Here is an 18208-nt window from a genome sequence, read left to right on the forward strand (position 1 = left end):
TGAACTCCTGGGTGAAACGCCTGCGTGCTGCGGTCATGCTGATCTCTACTTTCAGTGAACCCTCATTTTAAGAGGGCCCACTGTCCGAGATATCCGCGGCAGGTCACACCCCAAATTGACAGTTCATTGCTTGCTTTGACACTTTCGGCTTCCCCATTGACGCCTCTTAATGTCTCCCAACCGTCCTTGACTACAAAAATGGTAACGCCGGTAAAAACACACGTTTCGAGACACGCCGACTCATCCGTCGCCCTTGGACAATGACGCCCCGATCCCGGTCACAGGAAGGAATGCGTTCTGCCTCGCTCTCCACAATCGTGCATGCTCGATCTGTCTCGTCAATGTGTCTCGCAGCCCACGGGTTGCGAGGCATAACGCGCCGCCAGTGGATCTGAACCTTAAGCTCTCGAACAACGCAGCTCTCGAACTACGCAATTTGCGTCCGTACCAACCAGAATGTCCCCACGGGCAGGCCGCGTTTGGGCAGTACTGTAGCTTTCGGTCGAGAGAGCACCATCTTGAAAGACACCACCAGGCACCGGTTTACCGGGGTCGAACCCCGTCATGGGTTCATCCAAGATGAGCAACTCTGGTCGTTCATGATCGTCCCACCGAGCAGGACCTTCCGATGCGGCCCGCCAGAGAGCTTGTCGACACGGGTCTCAAGGGATTCTTTACGAAGGCGGAGCCAGCCGCTGCAGAACCGTGGCCGGCTCGGATTTTACGGCGCGGTCAGGCTCCGCGTAGTGCGCCTTTGTCGTCGACGTTGACGTGTGTCCGAGTACGTCGGCCGCAGCCTGCAAACCCAGTTCGTTGGCGATCAGCGTCGCCCCCGTTCGACGGAAGGCATGCGGCGTGATCCCCATGCCTTCAAGGCCAGCGTTCCGGAGAATCTCTCGGAATGTGCGCCGAACGTTGTGCGGCGCGAGTGGTTTGCCGTTCCGCGTGAAGAACAGGAGATGTTCCGCGTCCTCCCCCTCGATCAGTGTCAGACGTCCTCGTATCACTTCTGCCGCGAATTGCGGCACTGCGACGACCCGGTTCGACTCATGCGTTTTGGGATGCTCCTGACGAAGCACGCCGACGCCACTTTGCATGACGAGCGTTCCACGGATGTGTACCCAAGGCGGGTCGGCGGTCATATCTATGTCGCACTTTCGAAGCGCAAGCGTCTCGCCGATGCGCGTGGCGGTGCCGAGCATCACCTCGATCAGGTCCCGCACCTGCCCGTCGGGTTTGGGCCCCATCCTGCCCTCCCCTGTGCGCCAGTCGCGGGCGGCGAGTCGGATTGCGGCTACCTGGTCCGACGTGAGCGCCTTCGGGGTGTGCTGGGGCTTCTTCATCCGCGAGGTTTCCTTGACCGGATTGCGCGCGATGATGCCCCGCCGTACGGCAAACCCCAGCACCATGCTGAGGATCGTGCGGGAGTGCTTGGCGCGTGTGTACGAGATCGCTCGCTGCACCTTCAGGAAAAGCTCAATGCGGCCGACGGTCACCTCGCGAACCGTGAAGTGCTCGAAAAAGGGCAGTACAAGCCCGCGCAGCTCGTACTCGTAGACGGTTTTTGTACCGTTCGCGCGGTCAACGTCGAGCATCAGGTCCTCCAGCCAGGCCTCGGCCAGCATTCTGAACGGCGAGCCCGCGTTCACTGAGTCGCCGACGTTACCGACGCGCGTACGCGCGGCCAGCTCGACCTTGAGCGCTGTCTCCGCCGCGTTGCGACTCGAGCCGGTCGCTTTGACCTGCCTCGACTGACCGTCCCAGTCGCGAAAACGAGCCATCGCCCGGAAGCGCCCAGCACCGACCTCGGTCGTCTTTATCGCGCCAAACGTGCTGATCGGCAGTCGTGGTCGGCCGGCCATCAGTGCTCGCCCCCGCGGCCACCCATGGACGGTACGGGCTCGTGAAGGCCGTCCAGCCACCGAAGTACATCGGAGACGCGGTATCGAATCTCCCGTCCGACTCGAATGCCGGATGGGCCGCGGCCATCGGTACGCAGGTCGTAGATCGCCTGCACGTGCACACCGAGATACTTGGCGAGCTCGCTCGTTGTGAGTACGGGCTCCAAACCGAGCCCCGAGAGATTTGTAGCATCCATAACCCGTAGGTGCCCAAGGTCACACCAGGTGAATCGAACTGGGTCGCGTACCTTCTCTACGAGCGCCGACAGGAAGCGGGCGCCGCGGAATAAACGTTGAATAAACGTTGAGTGAATCAAGTCTTGCCCCTTCAGTAAGGACAAGAAACCCTGGTCAGACCATTTTTTTGGTGCCCCCGGTAGGAATCGAACCTACGACAATCGGATTAGAAGGCCGGTGCTCTATCCACTGAGCTACGGGGGCGGGACTGTACAAGGTTACAGGTCGCGAGCGCGGTCGGTCGCCGAAGCGCTCAGGTCGACGAAGCTTGCCAGGTCAGGTGGCGCTGCGCCGGACCAGGTCGGGCATCGACGGTGTCGCGCTGATCAGCTTTCGGGTGTACGGGTGCAGGGGCCGGTCGTAGACATCGCCGGTGGGGCCGCACTCGACGATACGCCCGTCGGAGATGACAGCCACGGTATCGCACAGGTGGCGGACGACGCCGAGATCGTGCGAGACGAACACGAGCGTGAGCCGGTACTGGTCGACGAGTTCGGCGAGCAGGTTCAACACCTGGGCCCGGACCGATACGTCCAGGGCGCTGACCGCTTCGTCGGCGACCAGAACCCGCGGCCTCGTGATGAGCGCTCGTGCGATGGAAATTCGTTGTCGCTGGCCTCCGGAGAATTGGTGCGGATGCCGGTCCATCACGTCGGCGTCGAGTCCGACCGCGGCCAGCTGGGCTTGAACCCGGGCTAGAATCTCGGCCCGACCGACGTGCTGCAGGGGTTCGGCGACGATGTCGCGCACCTTCATGCGCGGATCCAGCGACCCCATCGGGTCCTGGAACACCATCTGCACCTGCCTGCGAAACTCGCGTAGTTGCCGTTCAGAGGTTCCCCCGAGCGGTTGACCGAGCACGTCGACCGTGCCGGAACTGGGCTGGTCGAGGGCGCACAGGATGCGCATCAGGGTGGACTTGCCGGACCCTGATTCGCCGACGATGCCCAGCCGTTGCCCCTCGGCCACGTCAAAGGACAGGTCGCGCAGGCCGTGCACGATCTGTTTCGGGGCGAGCAGACGGCCGCCGTTCCGCCGATACTGCCGGCTCAGGTTGCGCACCGAAATGGCGGGTTCGCCAGCCACCTCGTTGAAGATAATTGGAGGGCCTCCGGGTTCAAGGCGCTGGTGGGCGGCGCGGCGCGGCGGCTGGATCACCGGCGGCGCGGCATCCGCTTCGATTCGGCTGGGTCCGGTTCGGCTGGGTGCGATTCGTGTCCGGGGCGCGGACGTGGGCGTGCGCGTGGACGTGCGCAGGCGGCCTCGGTCGTCGACCGCGGAGAGATCGGCGGCCGCAATGAGATTCTTCGTATACGGATGCTGCGGCGCGGCCAACACCTGCCCCACCAGCCCCTCCTCGACGATCGTCCCCCGGTGCATCACGAGCACCCGCTGGCAGACCTGCGCGACCACGGCTATGTCGTGGGTGATCAGGAGCAGGGAGGACCCCCGGTCAGCCACCAAACCCCCGATGAGCCCCAGCACCTCGGCCTGCACGGTGACGTCGAGGGCCGTGGTCGGTTCATCGCAGAGCAGCAGCTGCGGGTCGTTCGCCATGGCCATGGCGAGCAAAACCCGCTGGCGCTGACCACCGGAGAGCTGATGCGGAAAGGCGAGGGCCGCCTGGGCCGGGTCGGGCAGCTTGACCTGGGCCAGCAGCAGGGCGGCACGGTCCTGGGCCTGTCGCCGACTGGGTTGGGTGCGGTGCACCGTCATGATTTCGGCGATTTGAGCTCCGACCCGCATGAGCGGATTCAGGGCGGTCATCGGCTCCTGAAAGACCATCGCCATGGTGTTGCCGCGCACCTGGTTCAGGCGGCGCTCGCCAGCCGTGAGCAGGTTGGCTTCGACGCCGCCCAGGCGCACCGAACCGGTGGCCGTGAGGGTATCGGGCAGCAGCCCCATAACGGATGTCGCGGCGAGCGACTTTCCCGACCCGGATTCCCCGATCAGGCCGACCCGTTCGCCGGCGGCGATATCAAAGCTGATCCCGTGCAACAGCTCGGTGAAGGGCGAACTGACCCGCAGGTCGGTCACGCTGAGGGCGGGCGCGGTCACCGTTTCACCTGCATGCGCGGGTCGAAGCGATCGCGCAGACCGTCACCGAGCAGGTTGAAGCCCAGCACCGCGATGGCGATAGCGATCCCCGGCCAGACGATGAGCAACGGTTCGATGAACAGGTAGCCCTGGGCATCCTGCAGCATGCGGCCCCACGAGGGCGTGGGTGGGGGCGTGCCGAGACCGAGGTAGGACAGCGCGGCCTCGGCGAGCACCGCGATGCCGAACGAGACCGAGGCCTGCACGATGAGCATGCCGCTGATATTGGGCAGAACGTGCCGCACCCCGATGAACAGGCCGTTCTTGCCCGCGGCGCGCGCGGCCAGCACGTATTCGCGGCTCATGATCTGCCGGGTTCCGCTGCGGGAGATGAGGGCGAACGCGGGTGCCGTGCCGATGCCGAGCGCGACCATCGCGGTGACCGTTCCGGCGCCGTAAATGGCACCGAAAATGATCGCAAGCAACAGGGCCGGGAAAGCCAGGGAAATGTCGTTGCCGCGCATCAGGAATTGGTCCAGCCGGCCCCGATTCATGCCGGCCACGATGCCGAACGGCACGCCGAGCACGGCCGCGATTGAAACGGCGACGGTGCCCACGAGCAGGGAGATCTGAGCGCCGCGCAGGAGGGAACTGAAGACATCACGCCCGAAGCTGTCGGTGCCGAGCAGGTGTTCCGCGCCGGGCGGCAGCAGGATCGAGTCCGAGAAGACCCCTTCCGGGTCGAACGGCGTCCACCACAGAGACACGACGGCGGCCAGCACAACGAGACCGATCAGCACGAGACCGACCCGGAGCGTTGCGTCGCCACCACGAACCGCACGACGAGAAGATTTCGCGGGCCTGATGGCGGTCATGACTCGCTCCGCAGTCGCGGATCGATCACAGTGAAGGCCAGGTCGACGAGAAAGTTCAGCACCAGCACGAACACGACGAGCACTAGCACGATGCCCTGCACTGCGGGCAGGTCGCGCAGTGCGACCTTGTCGAGCAGCAGGCTGCCCAGGCCGGGAATGCTGAACACCCGCTCGATCACCACGGCACCAATCAGCAGGGTGGCGATCTGCAGGCCAAGCACGGTCATCACCGGAACGGCCGCGTTGCGAAGCCCGTGCCGAAAGAGGGCGCGCGCTGTTCCAAGGCCCTTGGCCCTTGCCGTGCGCATAAAGTCGTCGCGCATGACGTCGAGAACCGCCGATCGCACATAACGGCTGAGCACGGCGCCCTGCACACTGCCGAGGGCGATCGCCGGCAAAATCAGGTGCTCGATGAAGCCACTGAAATCGTCCGCCGGATCAACCCAGCCGCCCGCCGGAAGCCAGCGCAGCGTCACGGCGAAGACGGTGACGAGCAGAAGCCCGGCCAGAAACCCGGGCACGGCAACACCGATCTGGCTGATGCCCGAAAAAATCGCGCCGTCCGGTCCCCGCTGCCGGATCGCGGTCAAAATTCCAAACGGAATCGCGAACAACAGCGCCAGAACGACACTGGTCAGCACAAGGATCACCGTGATGCCGAGGGCATCCGCTATGTCGGGGCCGATCGGCTGACGCGACACGGTGGAGGTACCGAAATCGCCGACGAGCACGTGCCCGATCCAGTCCAGGTAACGCACAACCGCTAGGCGGTCCAGACCCATTGCTGTGGCCTGAGCCGCAACATCCGCTTCGGTGGCTTGCACGCCCAGGGCGATGCGCGCGGCGTTTCCGGGCAGAATAGCCAGCAGCAGAAAGGTCACGATCGACGCCACAATACCCGTCGTCGCGAAGATACCGATGCGACGCAGAATCACCAGAACCATTGCAGACTTTCTCGAAAGCGCGTGAAACGGATGCGCCATCCGCTCGACATCAACCGTAGGGGTGAACGGCTTCGTCCGTTACCGGGCGATGGTCGACAGGTCCAGCGCGAGGCTCGGCGTATTCTTCGGCACACCTCTCAGATCGGCGTCGGCCAGCGAGATCGCCGGTTGCAAATACAGCCAATTCGCGGATGCCTCCTCTGCCATCGTGCGCGTCGCCTCCTTCATGAGTTCCACATAAACGGCCGGGTCGGCGGCATCCGCTTGAGCGAATTTTGCCATCACCGCGGGCGAATCATAGCCAGCGTAATAGCTGGCGGCGGCGAAGACGCTGACGTCCCGTGGCTCGCTGTGCATGATGAGCGACAGGTCGTAATCGTGGTCGGCGAACACCTCGTCGAGCCACACCGCCGGAAATTCGAGTGGGGTCACCTCGGCGGTGATGCCGACTTCGGCGAGCTGGGCCTTGACTACCTGCGCGCCAGCCACGGCGTAGGGCAGGTTCGGAATCTTGAACGCGACGGTCAGGTCGCTCATGCCTGCCTCGGCGAGAAGCGCGATGGCCCGGGCGGGATCGAAGGGGTAGAGGTCAGCGAGGCTGGCGTCGTACCAGGGGTCGGTCGGCGGGACCATCGAGCCGATCAGCAGACCGTAGCCGCTACTCACCGTGTCCATGACCGCCTGCCGGTCGATGGCGTACATGACGGCCTGCCGCACCCGAACATCGCTAAACGCATCGCTGGCATTGTTCATCGACAGGGTGACTTCACCGGTGCTGGCGCCCTCGAGCACCTGGTAGTCGGCGTCTGATTTGAACTGATCGACCAGTTGAAACTGCGAGATGCCCGAGATGAGGTTAATGTCACCGCTGAGCAGGGCGTTGGTCTGCGCGGTCGCATCGGTGAAGTAGCGCAGTGTGACATCGGTCAGGTACGGCGCCGCTCCCCAGTAGTCGGCGTTGGCGGCCAGGACCAGGCTGTCGCCGGTTTTGAAGGAGCTGACCGTGTAGGGCCCGGTTCCGACGGGGGCTGTCGCCAGGTCGGAAATGCCGGCTTCGGTGAACATGGTGCCGACCGGGCCGGTCATATTGAAGAGCCAGCCGTTGCTCGGTGTCGACAGAGTGATTCGAGCCTGGGTGTCAGTGACGGCCTCGATGCCGGCAATCGGATCGAGGTAGGCCGGCCCATTCGCGGTCCAGTTATCTTTCACGCGTTCGAGGCTGAACTTGACGCTGTCGGCGGTGAACGGGGAGCCGTCCGAGAAGGTCACGCCCTCGTTCAGGACAAAATCATAGACCAGGCCGTCATCACTGACCGTCCACGACTCGGCGAGCAAGGGAATGACCGTGCCCTCGTTGTCGAGTTTTACGAGGCCCTCGTAGACGTTATAGAGAAGCGCCTGCGGAATGGCCGCACCGGCGGTCGTGGTGTAGTCGAGGTTGCCCGGCGTAGCGAGCAGACCGACGGTCAACGTCGTGTCCGGCCCACCGTCCGTGGACGCGGTTCCGGCGGAACACCCGACCAGGGCCAGCGACGCGATCAGCGTACCCGTGATGCTGGCGAGAATCGTGCGCCGGGTGGGGGCTCTCATCACTCAGAGGGCTTTGGCCGCGGCAACGAGAACCTGGGCCAGGGTCGGTACGCCGGCCGCACGAAAGACCTCGGCACCTTCGCCGTTGGTAATGATGACGGTCGGGGTGTTGCGAATGAGCAGGGCTTCGGCTTGCTCGGGTGCACCGGCAACATCAATCTCGCGCACGGTCGAACCGGGAACGAGTCGCTTCGCCTCGGCCAGCACGGCACGCGTCTGCATGCACGGCTCGCAGAATGAAGACGAATACAAAGTGAATTCCATCAGGAGCCTCGCAGATCAGCGCAAAAGAACAGTGTTTTCAAGTTTACAGGCCCTGTCGGGGGCCACCGGTAGACTCAAGGCATGACGAACAGCACGACGGATACAGCACCGACGCCCGCCCCGACCGCCTCCCCGACCTCGAAGAGCCCCGACCGCCTGGTCTGGATCGACTGCGAGATGACCGGGCTTGACCTGGACCGCGACGAGCTCGTCGAGATCGCCGTCGTCATCACCGACTACGACCTCAATGTGCTCGACCCCGGTCTTGACCTCGTCATCAAGCCCAACGACTCTGCCCTCGAAAACATGGGCGATTTCGTGCGCAATATGCACACCTCCTCGGGGCTGATCACCGAGATTCCGAACGGGATCAGCGCGGCCGAGGCCGAGTACCAGGTACTCGAGTATGTCTTGAAGTTCATTCCGGCCGAACAAAAGGCACCGCTGGCCGGCAACTCCATCGGCACGGACCGTGCCTTCCTCACCCGCTACATGCCGCGCCTCGACAACCAGCTGCACTACCGCAATGTCGACGTGTCGTCGATCAAAGAGCTAGCCCGACGCTGGTACCCACGCGTTTACTTCAACGCCCCAGCCAAGGACGGCGGCCACCGTGCCCTGGCCGACATTCTCGAGTCGATTCGCGAACTCGCGTACTACCGCCAGACGGTGTTTGTGGCCGACCCAGGGCCCTCGAGTGACGAAGCCAAGTCGCAGGCCGCGGAGGTTGTGCACTTATTCGCCTCCGAGGTGTAATAGGATTGCTGAATTGCCCCGCGTTGTAGACGTGGGGACGCATGGTGGGTATAGCTCAGTTGGCAGAGCGCCTGGTTGTGGTCCAGGAGGTCGCGGGTTCAATCCCCGTTACTCACCCCAATGATTCACCGTTCACGATTTGGTCAGTGATGCTAGAGCTGGACGCGTCCGAATTCGAAGCCCTCGTTGTCGGCGAGCTCGATCTGCTGCCCGATGACATGGTCGATGGTCTCGACAATATTATTTTCGTGGTCGAGGACCGGCCCGAGAACGGCACCCTGGACACCCTCGGCCTCTACGACGGCGTGGCGCTGACCGAACGCGGCCAGTACGGCTTCGGGGAGATGCCCGATCGCATCGTGCTGTACCGGGAGCCGCTACTCGCTATCTGTACGACACTCGACGACCTGCACGACGAAGTTCACATCACACTCGTGCACGAAATCGCCCATTTTTATGGCATTGATGACGACAGGCTGCATGAGCTCGGCTGGAGCTGACCGCAAGCGGTCTAGCCTTGCAGAATGAGCTCCTTCCGTCCTGGCCGTCTGATCGGAATTCTGGTCGGAACCGTCGTGATTCTCGGCCTTGGTGTCTACGGCCCCGCGATGCTTCTCGGTCCGCTACCCGCCGTGACCGCCAGTACTGTCACGCCCGCCGCCGGTACCTCGCCCCTCACTCCCCCGGTACTCTCCGCCAATGGCGCCAGCGCCATCGCCGTGCTCACCGCGACGACGAGTGACGTCTCCGGCACCACGTCGACCGGTACCACGTCGACCGGTACCGTTTCGCAAGCTGCGGAGCCGATCGCCGTCGCCGGAACGGCGGAAGCACTGCCGATGGCATCCATCGCCAAGGTTGTCACCGCTCTCGTCGTTCTCGATGCCAAGCCGATCGCGGACGGGGAATCCGGCCCCGTGGTGACTTTGACTGCCGCCGACTTTCAGAGCTATCTGGACTACGACCAAGTCGGTGCCCGCTCGGTCACGGTCTTCGCCGACGAGCAGTGGACGGAGCTGGAATTATTGCAGGCACTGCTGCTGGGCTCGAGCAACAACCACGCCGACAGTGTGGCGCGCTGGGCCTTCGGCTCGCTCGACGCCTACGTTGAAGCCGCCAACGCCTGGCTCGCCGACAACGGGTTGACCGGCTCCGCCGTTGTCGACGCTACCGGCCTGGGCGATGGCAGCGCTGGGACCGCTACCGATCTGGCTCGCCTCGCGGGTCTCGCCGCGACCGACCCGATCGTGTCTTCGATCCTGGAGCGCCCGGCATCCGCTTTGGCGGACCGTCGCGGTGTCGAGAACACCACTTCGTTTCTGCCCGAGGAGGACATCACCGGTATTTCGCGCAGCTACACGGATGCCGCCGGCGTCTGTTTTCTGTTCACCGCCGAGGTCAGCGATGGCGCGTCGAGCTTCACGTTCTCTGGCGCTTTCATCGGCGAACCGACCTACGATGCACTCACCGCGGACCTCACCGCCCTAATGGAGAGCGCCCGCGCTGGAGTCGGTCCGCTGCCGGTACTGGCTGCTGGCGACGAGTACGCGACGTTCGAATCGGCCTGGGGTGACGAGGCTTCCGCCGTGGTCGGCGTCTCGCGCACCCGTTATGCCTGGCAGGCCGCCACGCCGGAGGCTGCCACGGTCACACTCAAGGATTTCGCCACCGCGCGCACCGGCGCGAACGTCGGAGAGGTGCAGCTCACCGTGGCCGGGGAGGAACTCTCGGCCGCGCTGAAACTCGACCAGGCGATCAACAATCCGGGGCTGGGGTGGCGATTGCTGCACCCGATCGTGATGATCACGGCGCTGCTCGACCAGTAGTTAAATCGGTTCCACCTCGGTGTCGATCGGATCACTCTCGCCCTTGTCGAAGAAGTAGCGCACGCGGCGTTGCCCGTTGACGTCGCGTTCGTCGACCTCGTCGTACCAGAACACCGATTCCAGACCGGCGACGGCGGCGACCATGCTGATGCGGGCCGCGTGTTTACCGCGCACGAGCGCCCGGGAATCGATCTGGCCCCCGAGCGGGCCGTCGATGAACTCGGCGATATACAGGGTGGGGGCACCGGCATCGTCACGGTCGAAGGTATTCATGGCAATCAATCTAGTCCTGTGCGCCCCGGGTTACCCGGTGGGCGCGCTGGCGCGTGTCGCCCGCTCTCGTCGCCTACCGGCCCGCCCGCAGGCGCACGGTGGCACGACGTTCGGGTGCCTCCTGCGTGAGGTAGGCCGTCCATTCGTCCTGCCACTGGTCCCAGTGCGTTCGAAACGCCTCGCCGTCGCGGTCGAGCGCTCGTTGTTTGCGCAGGTCGTCGTCGGCGGTGAGCCACACGCGCACGTCGCTGAGCGGCTCATGTGCGGCCGCGAGCGTTCCGCAGCCCTCAACGACCAGTGGTCGTTCTTTAGTCAGCGGATGCCACTCGGCTCGCTGATTCGCGCTCCAGTCGTAGCGCTGCCAGGCCGCCGGCCGCCCGGTGCGTCGGGGTTCGAGAAGGTACCGGCGCAGGTGGTCGATGGCCGCGTCGAGGCCGTCCCAGCCGGGGTAGATATCGTCCATCCGCACAAGCTGCGGGGTTTGACTGCCCGGCCACTCTGCCACGAGGGCGTCGGCGAGGGTGCTCTTGCCCGCACCACTCGGCCCATCGATGAGCACCACCGGGTTCGGCCCGGCGGCGGCGACGGCCTGGAACACCGGCGCCAGCAGGGTCGTGACGCGCACAGATTTAGGCGAAGACAAAGTTCCAGTTTCCGGTTGATACCGAGATCATGACGGCCAAAACGGCGATCATCAGCCCGATCCCGATGAGTGACCATTCCCGCAGGCCGAACGTTGAACTCCGAGCCCAGGTGCGTTGGATGGGGGCGCCGAAGCCACGCGCTTCCATGGCGGTGGCGAGTTTACTGCCCCGCCGAATGGACAACACGAGGAGCGCGAAGGTCTGGTTGCCCAGGCGGCGCAGCACCGCGCCATCCGCTACCCCGCGTGCCCGGCGGGCAAGTCCCAGGGCACGCCAGTCCTCGATGAACAGCCCGACCATCCGCAGCGCCGCAAGTCCGCCGAGCACGAACCGGGCTGGCAAGTGCACGACCTGTCCCAGCCCGTCGGCGAGATCGGTGGGATCGACGGTGATGAACAGGACGACGGCAGGCAGCCCGATCGCGAGCACCCGCAGGGTCGTGGCGAGGGCCAGATCGATTGAGCCATCGGTTACCTGGATGAGTCCGAATGACCAATATTCCTGACCGGAGGCCTGGCCATACAGCAGCGTCGTGATTCCGGTGGACGGTGCAGCCAGCCAGACCAGCGCGGTTCGCCACAAGAAGACTCGAAGAGTAAGCCCCGCCCACAGAAAGAGCAGCATTTCGCAGGCCAGGGCGACGGCGGCGGAGACCCAATCAATGGTCAGCACCAGGACTGCGGCGATCAGGAGCGCGGCAGCGAGTTTCGCGACCGGATTGATCCGGTCGATCGCTCGCACTCCCCGCGTGGGTGTCAAGACACTCATGGCAGAACCGCGCTGAGATCGTACTTGGAGCCGCGGCCCTCGACTCGAAATTCCCGATCAGCGACGGCGGCAACGAAGTCTGCGTCGTGGGAGACCGCGACGATGGCGGTGCCCGCATCCAGGAGGTCACGCAGCAGCGCAACGATCTCCTGCCAGGTGCGAAAATCCTGACCGAACGTGGGTTCGTCCAGCACCAGAAGTCGAGGTTGGGTGGCCAGCACTGTGGCGACCGACAGACGTCGTTTCTCGCCACCGGACAGGGTGAATGGGTTGGCCTCGGCGAGGTGGTCCAGGCGAAGGCGCTCCAGCAGATCGTCGACGCGCCGGTGCAGCAGTGCGTCCGACAGACCGAGGGCTCGCGGACCGACGGCCAGTTCGGCGCGCACGGTGCCAGCGACGAACTGGTGTTCCGGGTCTTGAAAGACGGTGCCCACTCGACTCAGAAGCTGGCGCGATTTCCAGCGGATCGGGTCACTGCCCGCGCCGGCGGCGAGAGCGCTGCTGGCGACGACCCGCCCGGCGGCGGGGCGCAGGAGCCCCGCCAGGGTGAGCGCGAGGGTGGACTTGCCGGCTCCGTTGGGTCCGGTGATGAGCAGAGCGCAGGCCTCCGGCACCTCAAGGTCGATATTTTCGGCAACCACACAATCCCGAGTGCGCGCAATCGCGAGAGAATTAGTCGACAAGAGCGTTGGCTGACCGGTCTCTCGCGGAGGCCTTATGGGAAGCGTGTGTGGCACACCGGGCACCCAGACGCCGGAGGCGGTCAGTGCAACTCCCTGCGCGAGGAGAACGTCGCTCGGGGATCCGTCGGCCAGGACTCCCCCGTCGGCACCCAGAACGATCACCCGGTCGACGAGGTCCTTCCAGATCTCAACCCGATGTTCAATAACGATGAACGTCGAGTCAGTGTGTGCCAGAACGCGGGCGACGGACTCGCGCACCTCCCGCACACCGACCGGATCGAGATTTGCCGTCGGCTCGTCGAGGAGCAGCAGACCCGGCTGCATGGCCAACACTCCGGCGAGAGCAAGACGCTGTTTTTGGCCGCCCGACAAGGCGGACGTCGGGTGGCCAACGGGGACGTCGAGGCCGACCATCTCGAGGGCATCCTGTACGCGCCGCCAAATTTCCCCACGCGGCACGCCGATATTTTCGCAACCGAAGGCGACATCATCGCCGACGCGAGCGAGAATTACCTGCGAGTCGGGGTCCTGGAGGACCAGGCCGACCTGACCCCTGGCGTTGCCAGGCTCGGCGCCGTTCACGCGCAGAGTACCGCGTTGCTCGCCCTCTTCGTCGCCGCCGAGCACGCCAGCCAGCGCGTGCAGCAGCGTCGATTTTCCCGAACCGGATGCACCGAGCAGGAGAATCCGCTCGCCAGGCTCGATGCGGAGGGACAGCTCGCTCACCGCCCAGCGCCGCCGACCGGAATGGCGCCAACCCCAGTCGCGGGCGTCGACGGATGCACCTCCCCGCGTCGCGCCCACCGGCATCCGCTCGCCTAGATCGCGGTTCGACCGGCGATGCGACCCGCCGCGAAGCGGTTGAGCGCGCCCGTGCGAGCCAGGCCGCGCGCAGCGAACCAGGACAGGAGCCCGGCGATAACGACGCCCGAAATAATCGCGCTCACGATATAAATCGTCGCGAATGCGCTCGCTGAACCGGGATACCACAGCACCAGGTCGTTGATGGCCATGGCAAGTCCGGCCCCAGCGCCCGCCAACAACACGACGTACAGACGATAGTTCGTGTAGAGGAACAGAGCGAAGACAAGCTCGGCGCCAAGTCCCTGCACCAGGCCTGACACCAGAGTCAGTGGTCCCCATTGGTTGCCGATCAGCGTGGAAACGACGGCGGCTAGGAGCTCCGTGTAGAGCGCGGCCCCGGGTTTGCGAATGATGAGACCACCGAGCACGCCAGCGAACAGCCAGCCTCCGCCCAGGAGAGCCGACAGGCCCGGCAGCAGCGGCGAAAGCAGACCGCTCAGGGGGTTGCTCGCCTGATTCCAGACGAGGAAGATGACACCGCTCGCGACGCCGATGACGCTGGCGACGACGATGTCGACGACGCGCCAGCGAAAGTTGCGCTTCGTGGCTCCCGCCGGAGCGGATTGCTTGAGTGAACTCGTTGTAGCGTGCACTGTTTCGTGCCCTTTCCGTAGGTGAATACAGGGCACGGGATTGAGAAGCCTCCCTGCGCTGGCATGATCCAGATCAGGTTCGACGGTCGAAGCTTGGTCAGCTTCCTCTCAGCCCGGTGTACCGGACTCCCGTGATCATAATCAAGTATAGTGCCCCGTTTAGACTGACGACATGGGGATCACGACATGAGCATCGGCATTCTGCTCGTTTTGGCGGGCCTGTACCTGCTGCTCATGCGCCGGTTCGTTCTACGGCGGCGGCGAATTGCGCAGGGTCTGCCGGTGAGCGGCCCCTGGCACTTTCCGGCCTGGCTGCGCCCAAGAGTGCCGCGCTGGGCGCGGCGACGCTTCGCGCGTCGCCCGCGCCGTCCGCGCGCCGCGCGGCGGTTGCGCCACACCCGCCCGGGCCCACCTTAGCTCCGTGGGCCCATGATCTATCATGGGCCCGGTTTCCGGGCCCGGGCCCCGTCGTGCAGAAAGCGACTACTTCTTTAGGGCTCGAATCACCCGGGCCAAGGCGCGGCCGGTGACTATAAGGAACGGCACACCGACGGCGAGCAGGGCGATGACGTTCGGCTCGAACCGGGCTGTACCGCCCGACTTGACGTACGCGCCGATCGGCAGCGAAACGCCGCCTCCTCCCCCGCCGGACCCGGCCTCACCGGCATCACCGCCGCCGAAGCCGTAGTAGGCGAGCGCGACGGGCACCAGAGTGACGCCATCGATCTGTACAGGGTCACCGTACGCCGACTTCACACCGGCGGAACGGAACGTTTCTGCGAGTTTTTCCGGGAGGCTGGTCATGCCATCAGGTTAGCGTGGCTGAGACTTCAGGGGCGAGGTGTGAAGTGCGAAGCCGGGCGCACGGTTCCCGCTCCGAATCGCTCGGTCACGGTATCCACGGCCAGCTCCGCGCCCCGCCAGTCCTCGTCCGGGTCCCAGAGTCCAACCGATCCAGACGCCGTGCCGAGCTGCTCCGCACGCACCCCGATCAGACGCACCCGAATGCCGGAGGCTGCCAGCAGGTCGAACGCCGCCACCGCTTCCTCGTAGATGCGCCGGCCCACATTGCTAGGTTCGGCGAGGGTGCGCGACCGGGTCACCGTACTGAAGTCGGTGTAGCGCAGCTTGAGGGCGACCCGCCGGGCCACGAGATCACCCCGACGCAGCCGCACGGCAACGAGGTCGCACTGCCGCAGCAATTCGCTGCGCAACCGGTCGATATCCGTCATATCGTGTTCAAAGGTCACCTCGTGACCGACGCTCTTCTCCTCCCGCTCGAGCGTCACCGCGCGCGGGTCGCGACCCCAGGACAGGTCGAACAGTTTCTGACCGGATACCTCCCCCAGCGCTTTGCGCAGTACCGTCAGCGGCGTGTGCGCGATGTCGCCGATCAATTTCAGGCCGAGTCTGCTCAGCGCCTGCTCAGTGGCGGCCCCGACGCCCCACAGCGCCGCGACGGGCAGCGGATGCAGAAACTCGACCGTATCCTCGGCGGGAACGACGAGCAGTCCGTTCGGTTTGGCCAGGCCGGAGGCAAGTTTGGCGACGAACTTGGTAGAGGCCGCGCCCACCGAGCAGACCAGCCCGGTCTCGGCGAACACCCGGGCGCGAATGAGTTCGCCGATCACGGCCGGTGAGCCAAACAGGTTGGTCGCGCCGGCCACGTCGAGGAAGGCCTCGTCGATGCCGAGCCGTTCCACCAGCGGGGTCACGTCATCGAAAATGCTCATGACCCGGCTGGAAAAGTCCCGATAGAGCCCTATGTGCGGCTCGAGCACGATTGCATTCGGGCATTGCCGCAGCGCGAGCGCCATCGGCATAGCCGAGTTCACGCCGTATTTGCGGGCGATGTAGTTGGCCGCAGTGACGACCGACCGGCCGCCGCGATGGCCGACGATCACGGGCAGGTTGACGAATTCGGGGTGCGACAGCAACTCGACCGAGACGAAAAACGCGTCGAGGTCGACGTGCAGCACGGTCGCAGAACGGTCGTCGACGTCCCGCGCCGACACCTGCCGCCCACTGCCGTCCTGTCTACCCACCGAAAAACCCTAACCCGAACCCGGCCTGCGGCTCTACCTCCCGGTGACGAGCCCTCTCCTGCATAACTCCGGCAATTCCCTGCCGGCTGAGGCCGCCGCCGTGCATTCACGCGGGCGGGCGGCATCCGTTCTCACGTTCTGCAGGAGTTATGCGCGGGGGAGGGGGCGAAACGGCTAGCGCACGACCTTCTCGGCGCCGGCGATCCGCTGCGCGAAGTAGATGGGAATGATCGAGATCAGCACGAGCACCACGGCGATGACGTTGACGACCGGGGCCTGGTTGGGCCGGAACAGGTTGTCCAGAATCCACAGCGGCAGCGTCTTCACACTCGACCCGGCCGTGAACGTCGTCACGATGATCTCGTCAAAGCTCAGCGCGAAGGCGAGCAGTCCCCCGGCAAACAGCGCCGAGCGCAATTGTGGAAAGGTGACCAGCCGAAATGTGGTCCAGATGCCGGCGCCGAGGTCTGAGGATGCGTCTTCGAGGCTGGTGCCGAGGCGGCGCAGCCGGGCGATGACGTTGTTGAACACGGTCACGATGCAGAAGGTGGCGTGGGCGATGATGAGCGTCAAAATCGACAGCTGCACGCCCAACCCGGTGCGAAAGGCGTTGTTCAGGGCGATTCCGGTAACGATTCCGGGCAGTGCGATCGGCAGGATGACCAGCAGGCTGATGGCATCTCGGCCGAAGAATTCGAAGCGTTGCAGTCCGATCGAGATGAGCGTGCCGAGCACGAGGGCGATCGCCGTCGAGGCGAGCGCCACCTGCAGGCTGGTCACGACCGCGTCCAGGGCACCCTCGCTCTGAAAGGCCTTCGCCCACCATTCCAGGGTGAAGCCCGGCGGCGGCCAAGTGAGATTCTTGCTAATGCTGAACGAGTTCACGAACACCACGAGCAGCGGCAGGTAGATCAGGGCCAGTACCACGGCGGTGATGCCCGCGAGCAGTCCGCGGGCCGGTCGACTCAGACGCATGACAGGCTCCTACAGGTTGTTGAGCGCACCCGTGCGCCGCACAGCGGCCAGGTAGGCGAAGATGATCAGAATGGGAATGAGCGCGATCGCCGCAGCGAGCGGCAGGTTGTTCGCCGCGCCCACATTGGTATAGACGAGGTTGCCGAGCATCTGGTTGGCCCCGCCGACGATATTCACGGTGATGTAGTCACCGAGCGATAGCGAGAAGCTGAAGATCGACCCGGCGATGATAGCCGGCCAGATCATCGGCAGCACCACCAGGCGCAGCGTCGACCAGGTACCCCCGCCGAGATCAGCGGATGCCTCGAGCAGCGAATCCGGTACCCGCTCCAGTCCCGCATATATCGGCAGAATCACGTACGGCAGCCAGAGGTATGACAAGGTGATGATCGTCGCCGGCAGCCCGTAACCGGGGCTGTGCCCGCCGAACGGAGACACGAGCCATTCGAAGATGCCGCCCTGCGATAGAACAGAGCGCCAAGCGTAGGCCTTCACGAGGTAACTCGCCCAGAGCGGCATCAGAATGGCGATCACGAGGATGCGCTGAGCCCGGGGGCTGGCCACCTTGGCCATGTAGAACGCGATCGGCAGGGCAATCACAATGTCGATGATCGTCACCAGCAAGGCCACCCCCACCGTGCGCAGCGTCACGGTTTGGTAGAGCGAGCCGGTCAGCACCGCCACGATGTTGTCGAGCGTCCAGGTCTGCGAGATCTGCCCGGTGAACGAGTCGACCGTCCACAGAGCGGTGATCAACAGCGCGGCTAGGGCCGCGATGTAGACCAGCCCGAGCCAGAACAGGGGTGCGCTCAGCAGCAGAGACAGCCGCAGGCGCGGATGCCGACTGAGAAAGACCGAGCCCCGCCGGGCAATGGTGCCCCGCTGCTGGGGCACCACCGCCCGGCGGGGAGGCGCGGGAGCGTCAACCGTCAT

General features: G+C 64.8%; 19 protein-coding genes, 2 tRNA genes and 1 riboswitch. Of the genes, 4 read left to right on the plus strand and 17 right to left on the minus strand.

The annotated features are described in order from the left end of the window. Positions 1 to 674 precede the first annotated feature (674 nt). The 8 genes from E3T41_RS09600 to E3T41_RS09635 form a co-directional block, all read right to left on the minus strand. Positions 675 to 1862 (minus strand): site-specific integrase, encoded by a 1188-nt coding sequence (locus E3T41_RS09600; protein WP_134478331.1) that lies wholly within the window; start codon positions 1860 to 1862, stop codon positions 675 to 677. Then, positions 1862 to 2098: a helix-turn-helix domain-containing protein gene (locus E3T41_RS09605; protein WP_134478333.1), complete on the minus strand. Its 237-nt coding sequence runs from the start codon at positions 2096 to 2098 to the stop codon at positions 1862 to 1864. Before E3T41_RS09605 ends, E3T41_RS09600 begins: the two co-directional genes overlap by 1 nt. A gap of 168 nt (positions 2099 to 2266) precedes the next feature. Then, positions 2267 to 2342: transfer RNA gene (locus tag E3T41_RS09610), tRNA-Arg, on the minus strand. Positions 2343 to 2414: 72 nt separating this feature from the next. Then, positions 2415 to 4196: an ABC transporter ATP-binding protein gene (locus E3T41_RS09615; protein ID WP_134478335.1), complete on the minus strand. Its 1782-nt coding sequence runs from the start codon at positions 4194 to 4196 to the stop codon at positions 2415 to 2417. After that, a complete protein-coding gene (locus E3T41_RS09620) occupies positions 4193 to 5050 on the minus strand; it encodes an ABC transporter permease (RefSeq protein WP_134478337.1) in 858 nt (285 codons plus the stop codon). Before E3T41_RS09620 ends, E3T41_RS09615 begins: the two co-directional genes overlap by 4 nt. Next, positions 5047 to 5994 (minus strand): ABC transporter permease, encoded by a 948-nt coding sequence (locus tag E3T41_RS09625; RefSeq protein WP_134478339.1) that lies wholly within the window; start codon positions 5992 to 5994, stop codon positions 5047 to 5049. Before E3T41_RS09625 ends, E3T41_RS09620 begins: the two co-directional genes overlap by 4 nt. 78 nt (positions 5995 to 6072) lie before the next feature. Next, complete coding sequence (locus E3T41_RS09630) at positions 6073 to 7584, minus strand: ABC transporter substrate-binding protein (protein ID WP_104133194.1); 1512 nt, start codon at positions 7582 to 7584, stop codon at positions 6073 to 6075. Between the two features lie 3 nt (positions 7585 to 7587). Further along, the gene (locus tag E3T41_RS09635; RefSeq protein WP_233195426.1) at positions 7588 to 7806 is read right to left on the minus strand and encodes a thioredoxin; all 219 of its coding nucleotides are present in this window, start codon (positions 7804 to 7806) and stop codon (positions 7588 to 7590) included. Positions 7807 to 7929: 123 nt separating this feature from the next. Here E3T41_RS09635 and orn point away from each other — a divergent pair, with 123 nt between their 5' ends. From orn to E3T41_RS09655, 4 genes are all read left to right on the plus strand, one after another. Beyond that, on the plus strand, positions 7930 to 8604 hold the full coding sequence (orn, locus tag E3T41_RS09640) for an oligoribonuclease (protein WP_092451906.1): 675 nt from the start codon (positions 7930 to 7932) through the stop codon (positions 8602 to 8604). Positions 8605 to 8648: 44 nt separating this feature from the next. Next, positions 8649 to 8724: transfer RNA gene (locus E3T41_RS09645), tRNA-His, on the plus strand. 29 nt (positions 8725 to 8753) lie between these two features. After that, positions 8754 to 9104 carry a metallopeptidase family protein gene (locus E3T41_RS09650; RefSeq protein WP_092451908.1) on the plus strand — a complete coding sequence of 117 codons (351 nt, stop codon included), beginning with the start codon at positions 8754 to 8756 and terminating at the stop codon, positions 9102 to 9104. A 24-nt stretch (positions 9105 to 9128) separates the two neighbouring features. After that, on the plus strand, positions 9129 to 10430 hold the full coding sequence (locus E3T41_RS09655; protein WP_092451910.1) for a hypothetical protein: 1302 nt from the start codon (positions 9129 to 9131) through the stop codon (positions 10428 to 10430). Here the strand turns inward: E3T41_RS09655 and E3T41_RS09660 are convergent, their stop codons facing one another. The 9 genes from E3T41_RS09660 to E3T41_RS09700 form a co-directional block, all read right to left on the minus strand. Then, positions 10431 to 10703 (minus strand): hypothetical protein, encoded by a 273-nt coding sequence (locus E3T41_RS09660; RefSeq protein WP_092451912.1) that lies wholly within the window; start codon positions 10701 to 10703, stop codon positions 10431 to 10433. A 73-nt stretch (positions 10704 to 10776) separates the two neighbouring features. Beyond that, on the minus strand, positions 10777 to 11328 hold the full coding sequence (locus tag E3T41_RS09665) for an AAA family ATPase (protein WP_170851591.1): 552 nt from the start codon (positions 11326 to 11328) through the stop codon (positions 10777 to 10779). A 4-nt stretch (positions 11329 to 11332) separates the two neighbouring features. Beyond that, the gene (locus E3T41_RS09670; RefSeq protein WP_134478341.1) at positions 11333 to 12115 is read right to left on the minus strand and encodes an energy-coupling factor transporter transmembrane protein EcfT; all 783 of its coding nucleotides are present in this window, start codon (positions 12113 to 12115) and stop codon (positions 11333 to 11335) included. Next, on the minus strand, positions 12112 to 13608 hold the full coding sequence (locus tag E3T41_RS09675; RefSeq protein ID WP_174775293.1) for an ABC transporter ATP-binding protein: 1497 nt from the start codon (positions 13606 to 13608) through the stop codon (positions 12112 to 12114). Before E3T41_RS09675 ends, E3T41_RS09670 begins: the two co-directional genes overlap by 4 nt. Before the next feature lie 8 nt (positions 13609 to 13616). Further along, the gene (locus E3T41_RS09680) at positions 13617 to 14255 is read right to left on the minus strand and encodes an ECF transporter S component (RefSeq protein WP_092451916.1); all 639 of its coding nucleotides are present in this window, start codon (positions 14253 to 14255) and stop codon (positions 13617 to 13619) included. A 32-nt stretch (positions 14256 to 14287) separates the two neighbouring features. After that, positions 14288 to 14398, minus strand: a riboswitch (TPP riboswitch). A gap of 340 nt (positions 14399 to 14738) precedes the next feature. Next, positions 14739 to 15059: a hypothetical protein gene (locus E3T41_RS09685; RefSeq protein ID WP_134478343.1), complete on the minus strand. Its 321-nt coding sequence runs from the start codon at positions 15057 to 15059 to the stop codon at positions 14739 to 14741. Positions 15060 to 15085: 26 nt separating this feature from the next. Continuing rightward, the gene (gene dinB / locus E3T41_RS09690; RefSeq protein WP_092451919.1) at positions 15086 to 16300 is read right to left on the minus strand and encodes a DNA polymerase IV; all 1215 of its coding nucleotides are present in this window, start codon (positions 16298 to 16300) and stop codon (positions 15086 to 15088) included. A gap of 174 nt (positions 16301 to 16474) precedes the next feature. Beyond that, on the minus strand, positions 16475 to 17275 hold the full coding sequence (locus tag E3T41_RS09695; protein ID WP_092451920.1) for an ABC transporter permease: 801 nt from the start codon (positions 17273 to 17275) through the stop codon (positions 16475 to 16477). Positions 17276 to 17284: 9 nt separating this feature from the next. Further along, on the minus strand, positions 17285 to 18208 hold the full coding sequence (locus E3T41_RS09700) for an ABC transporter permease (RefSeq protein WP_092451922.1): 924 nt from the start codon (positions 18206 to 18208) through the stop codon (positions 17285 to 17287).

This window comes from Cryobacterium sp. Hh38, from assembly GCF_004403235.1.
In the GTDB taxonomy this organism is placed as follows: Bacteria; Actinomycetota; Actinomycetes; order Actinomycetales; family Microbacteriaceae; genus Cryobacterium; species Cryobacterium levicorallinum.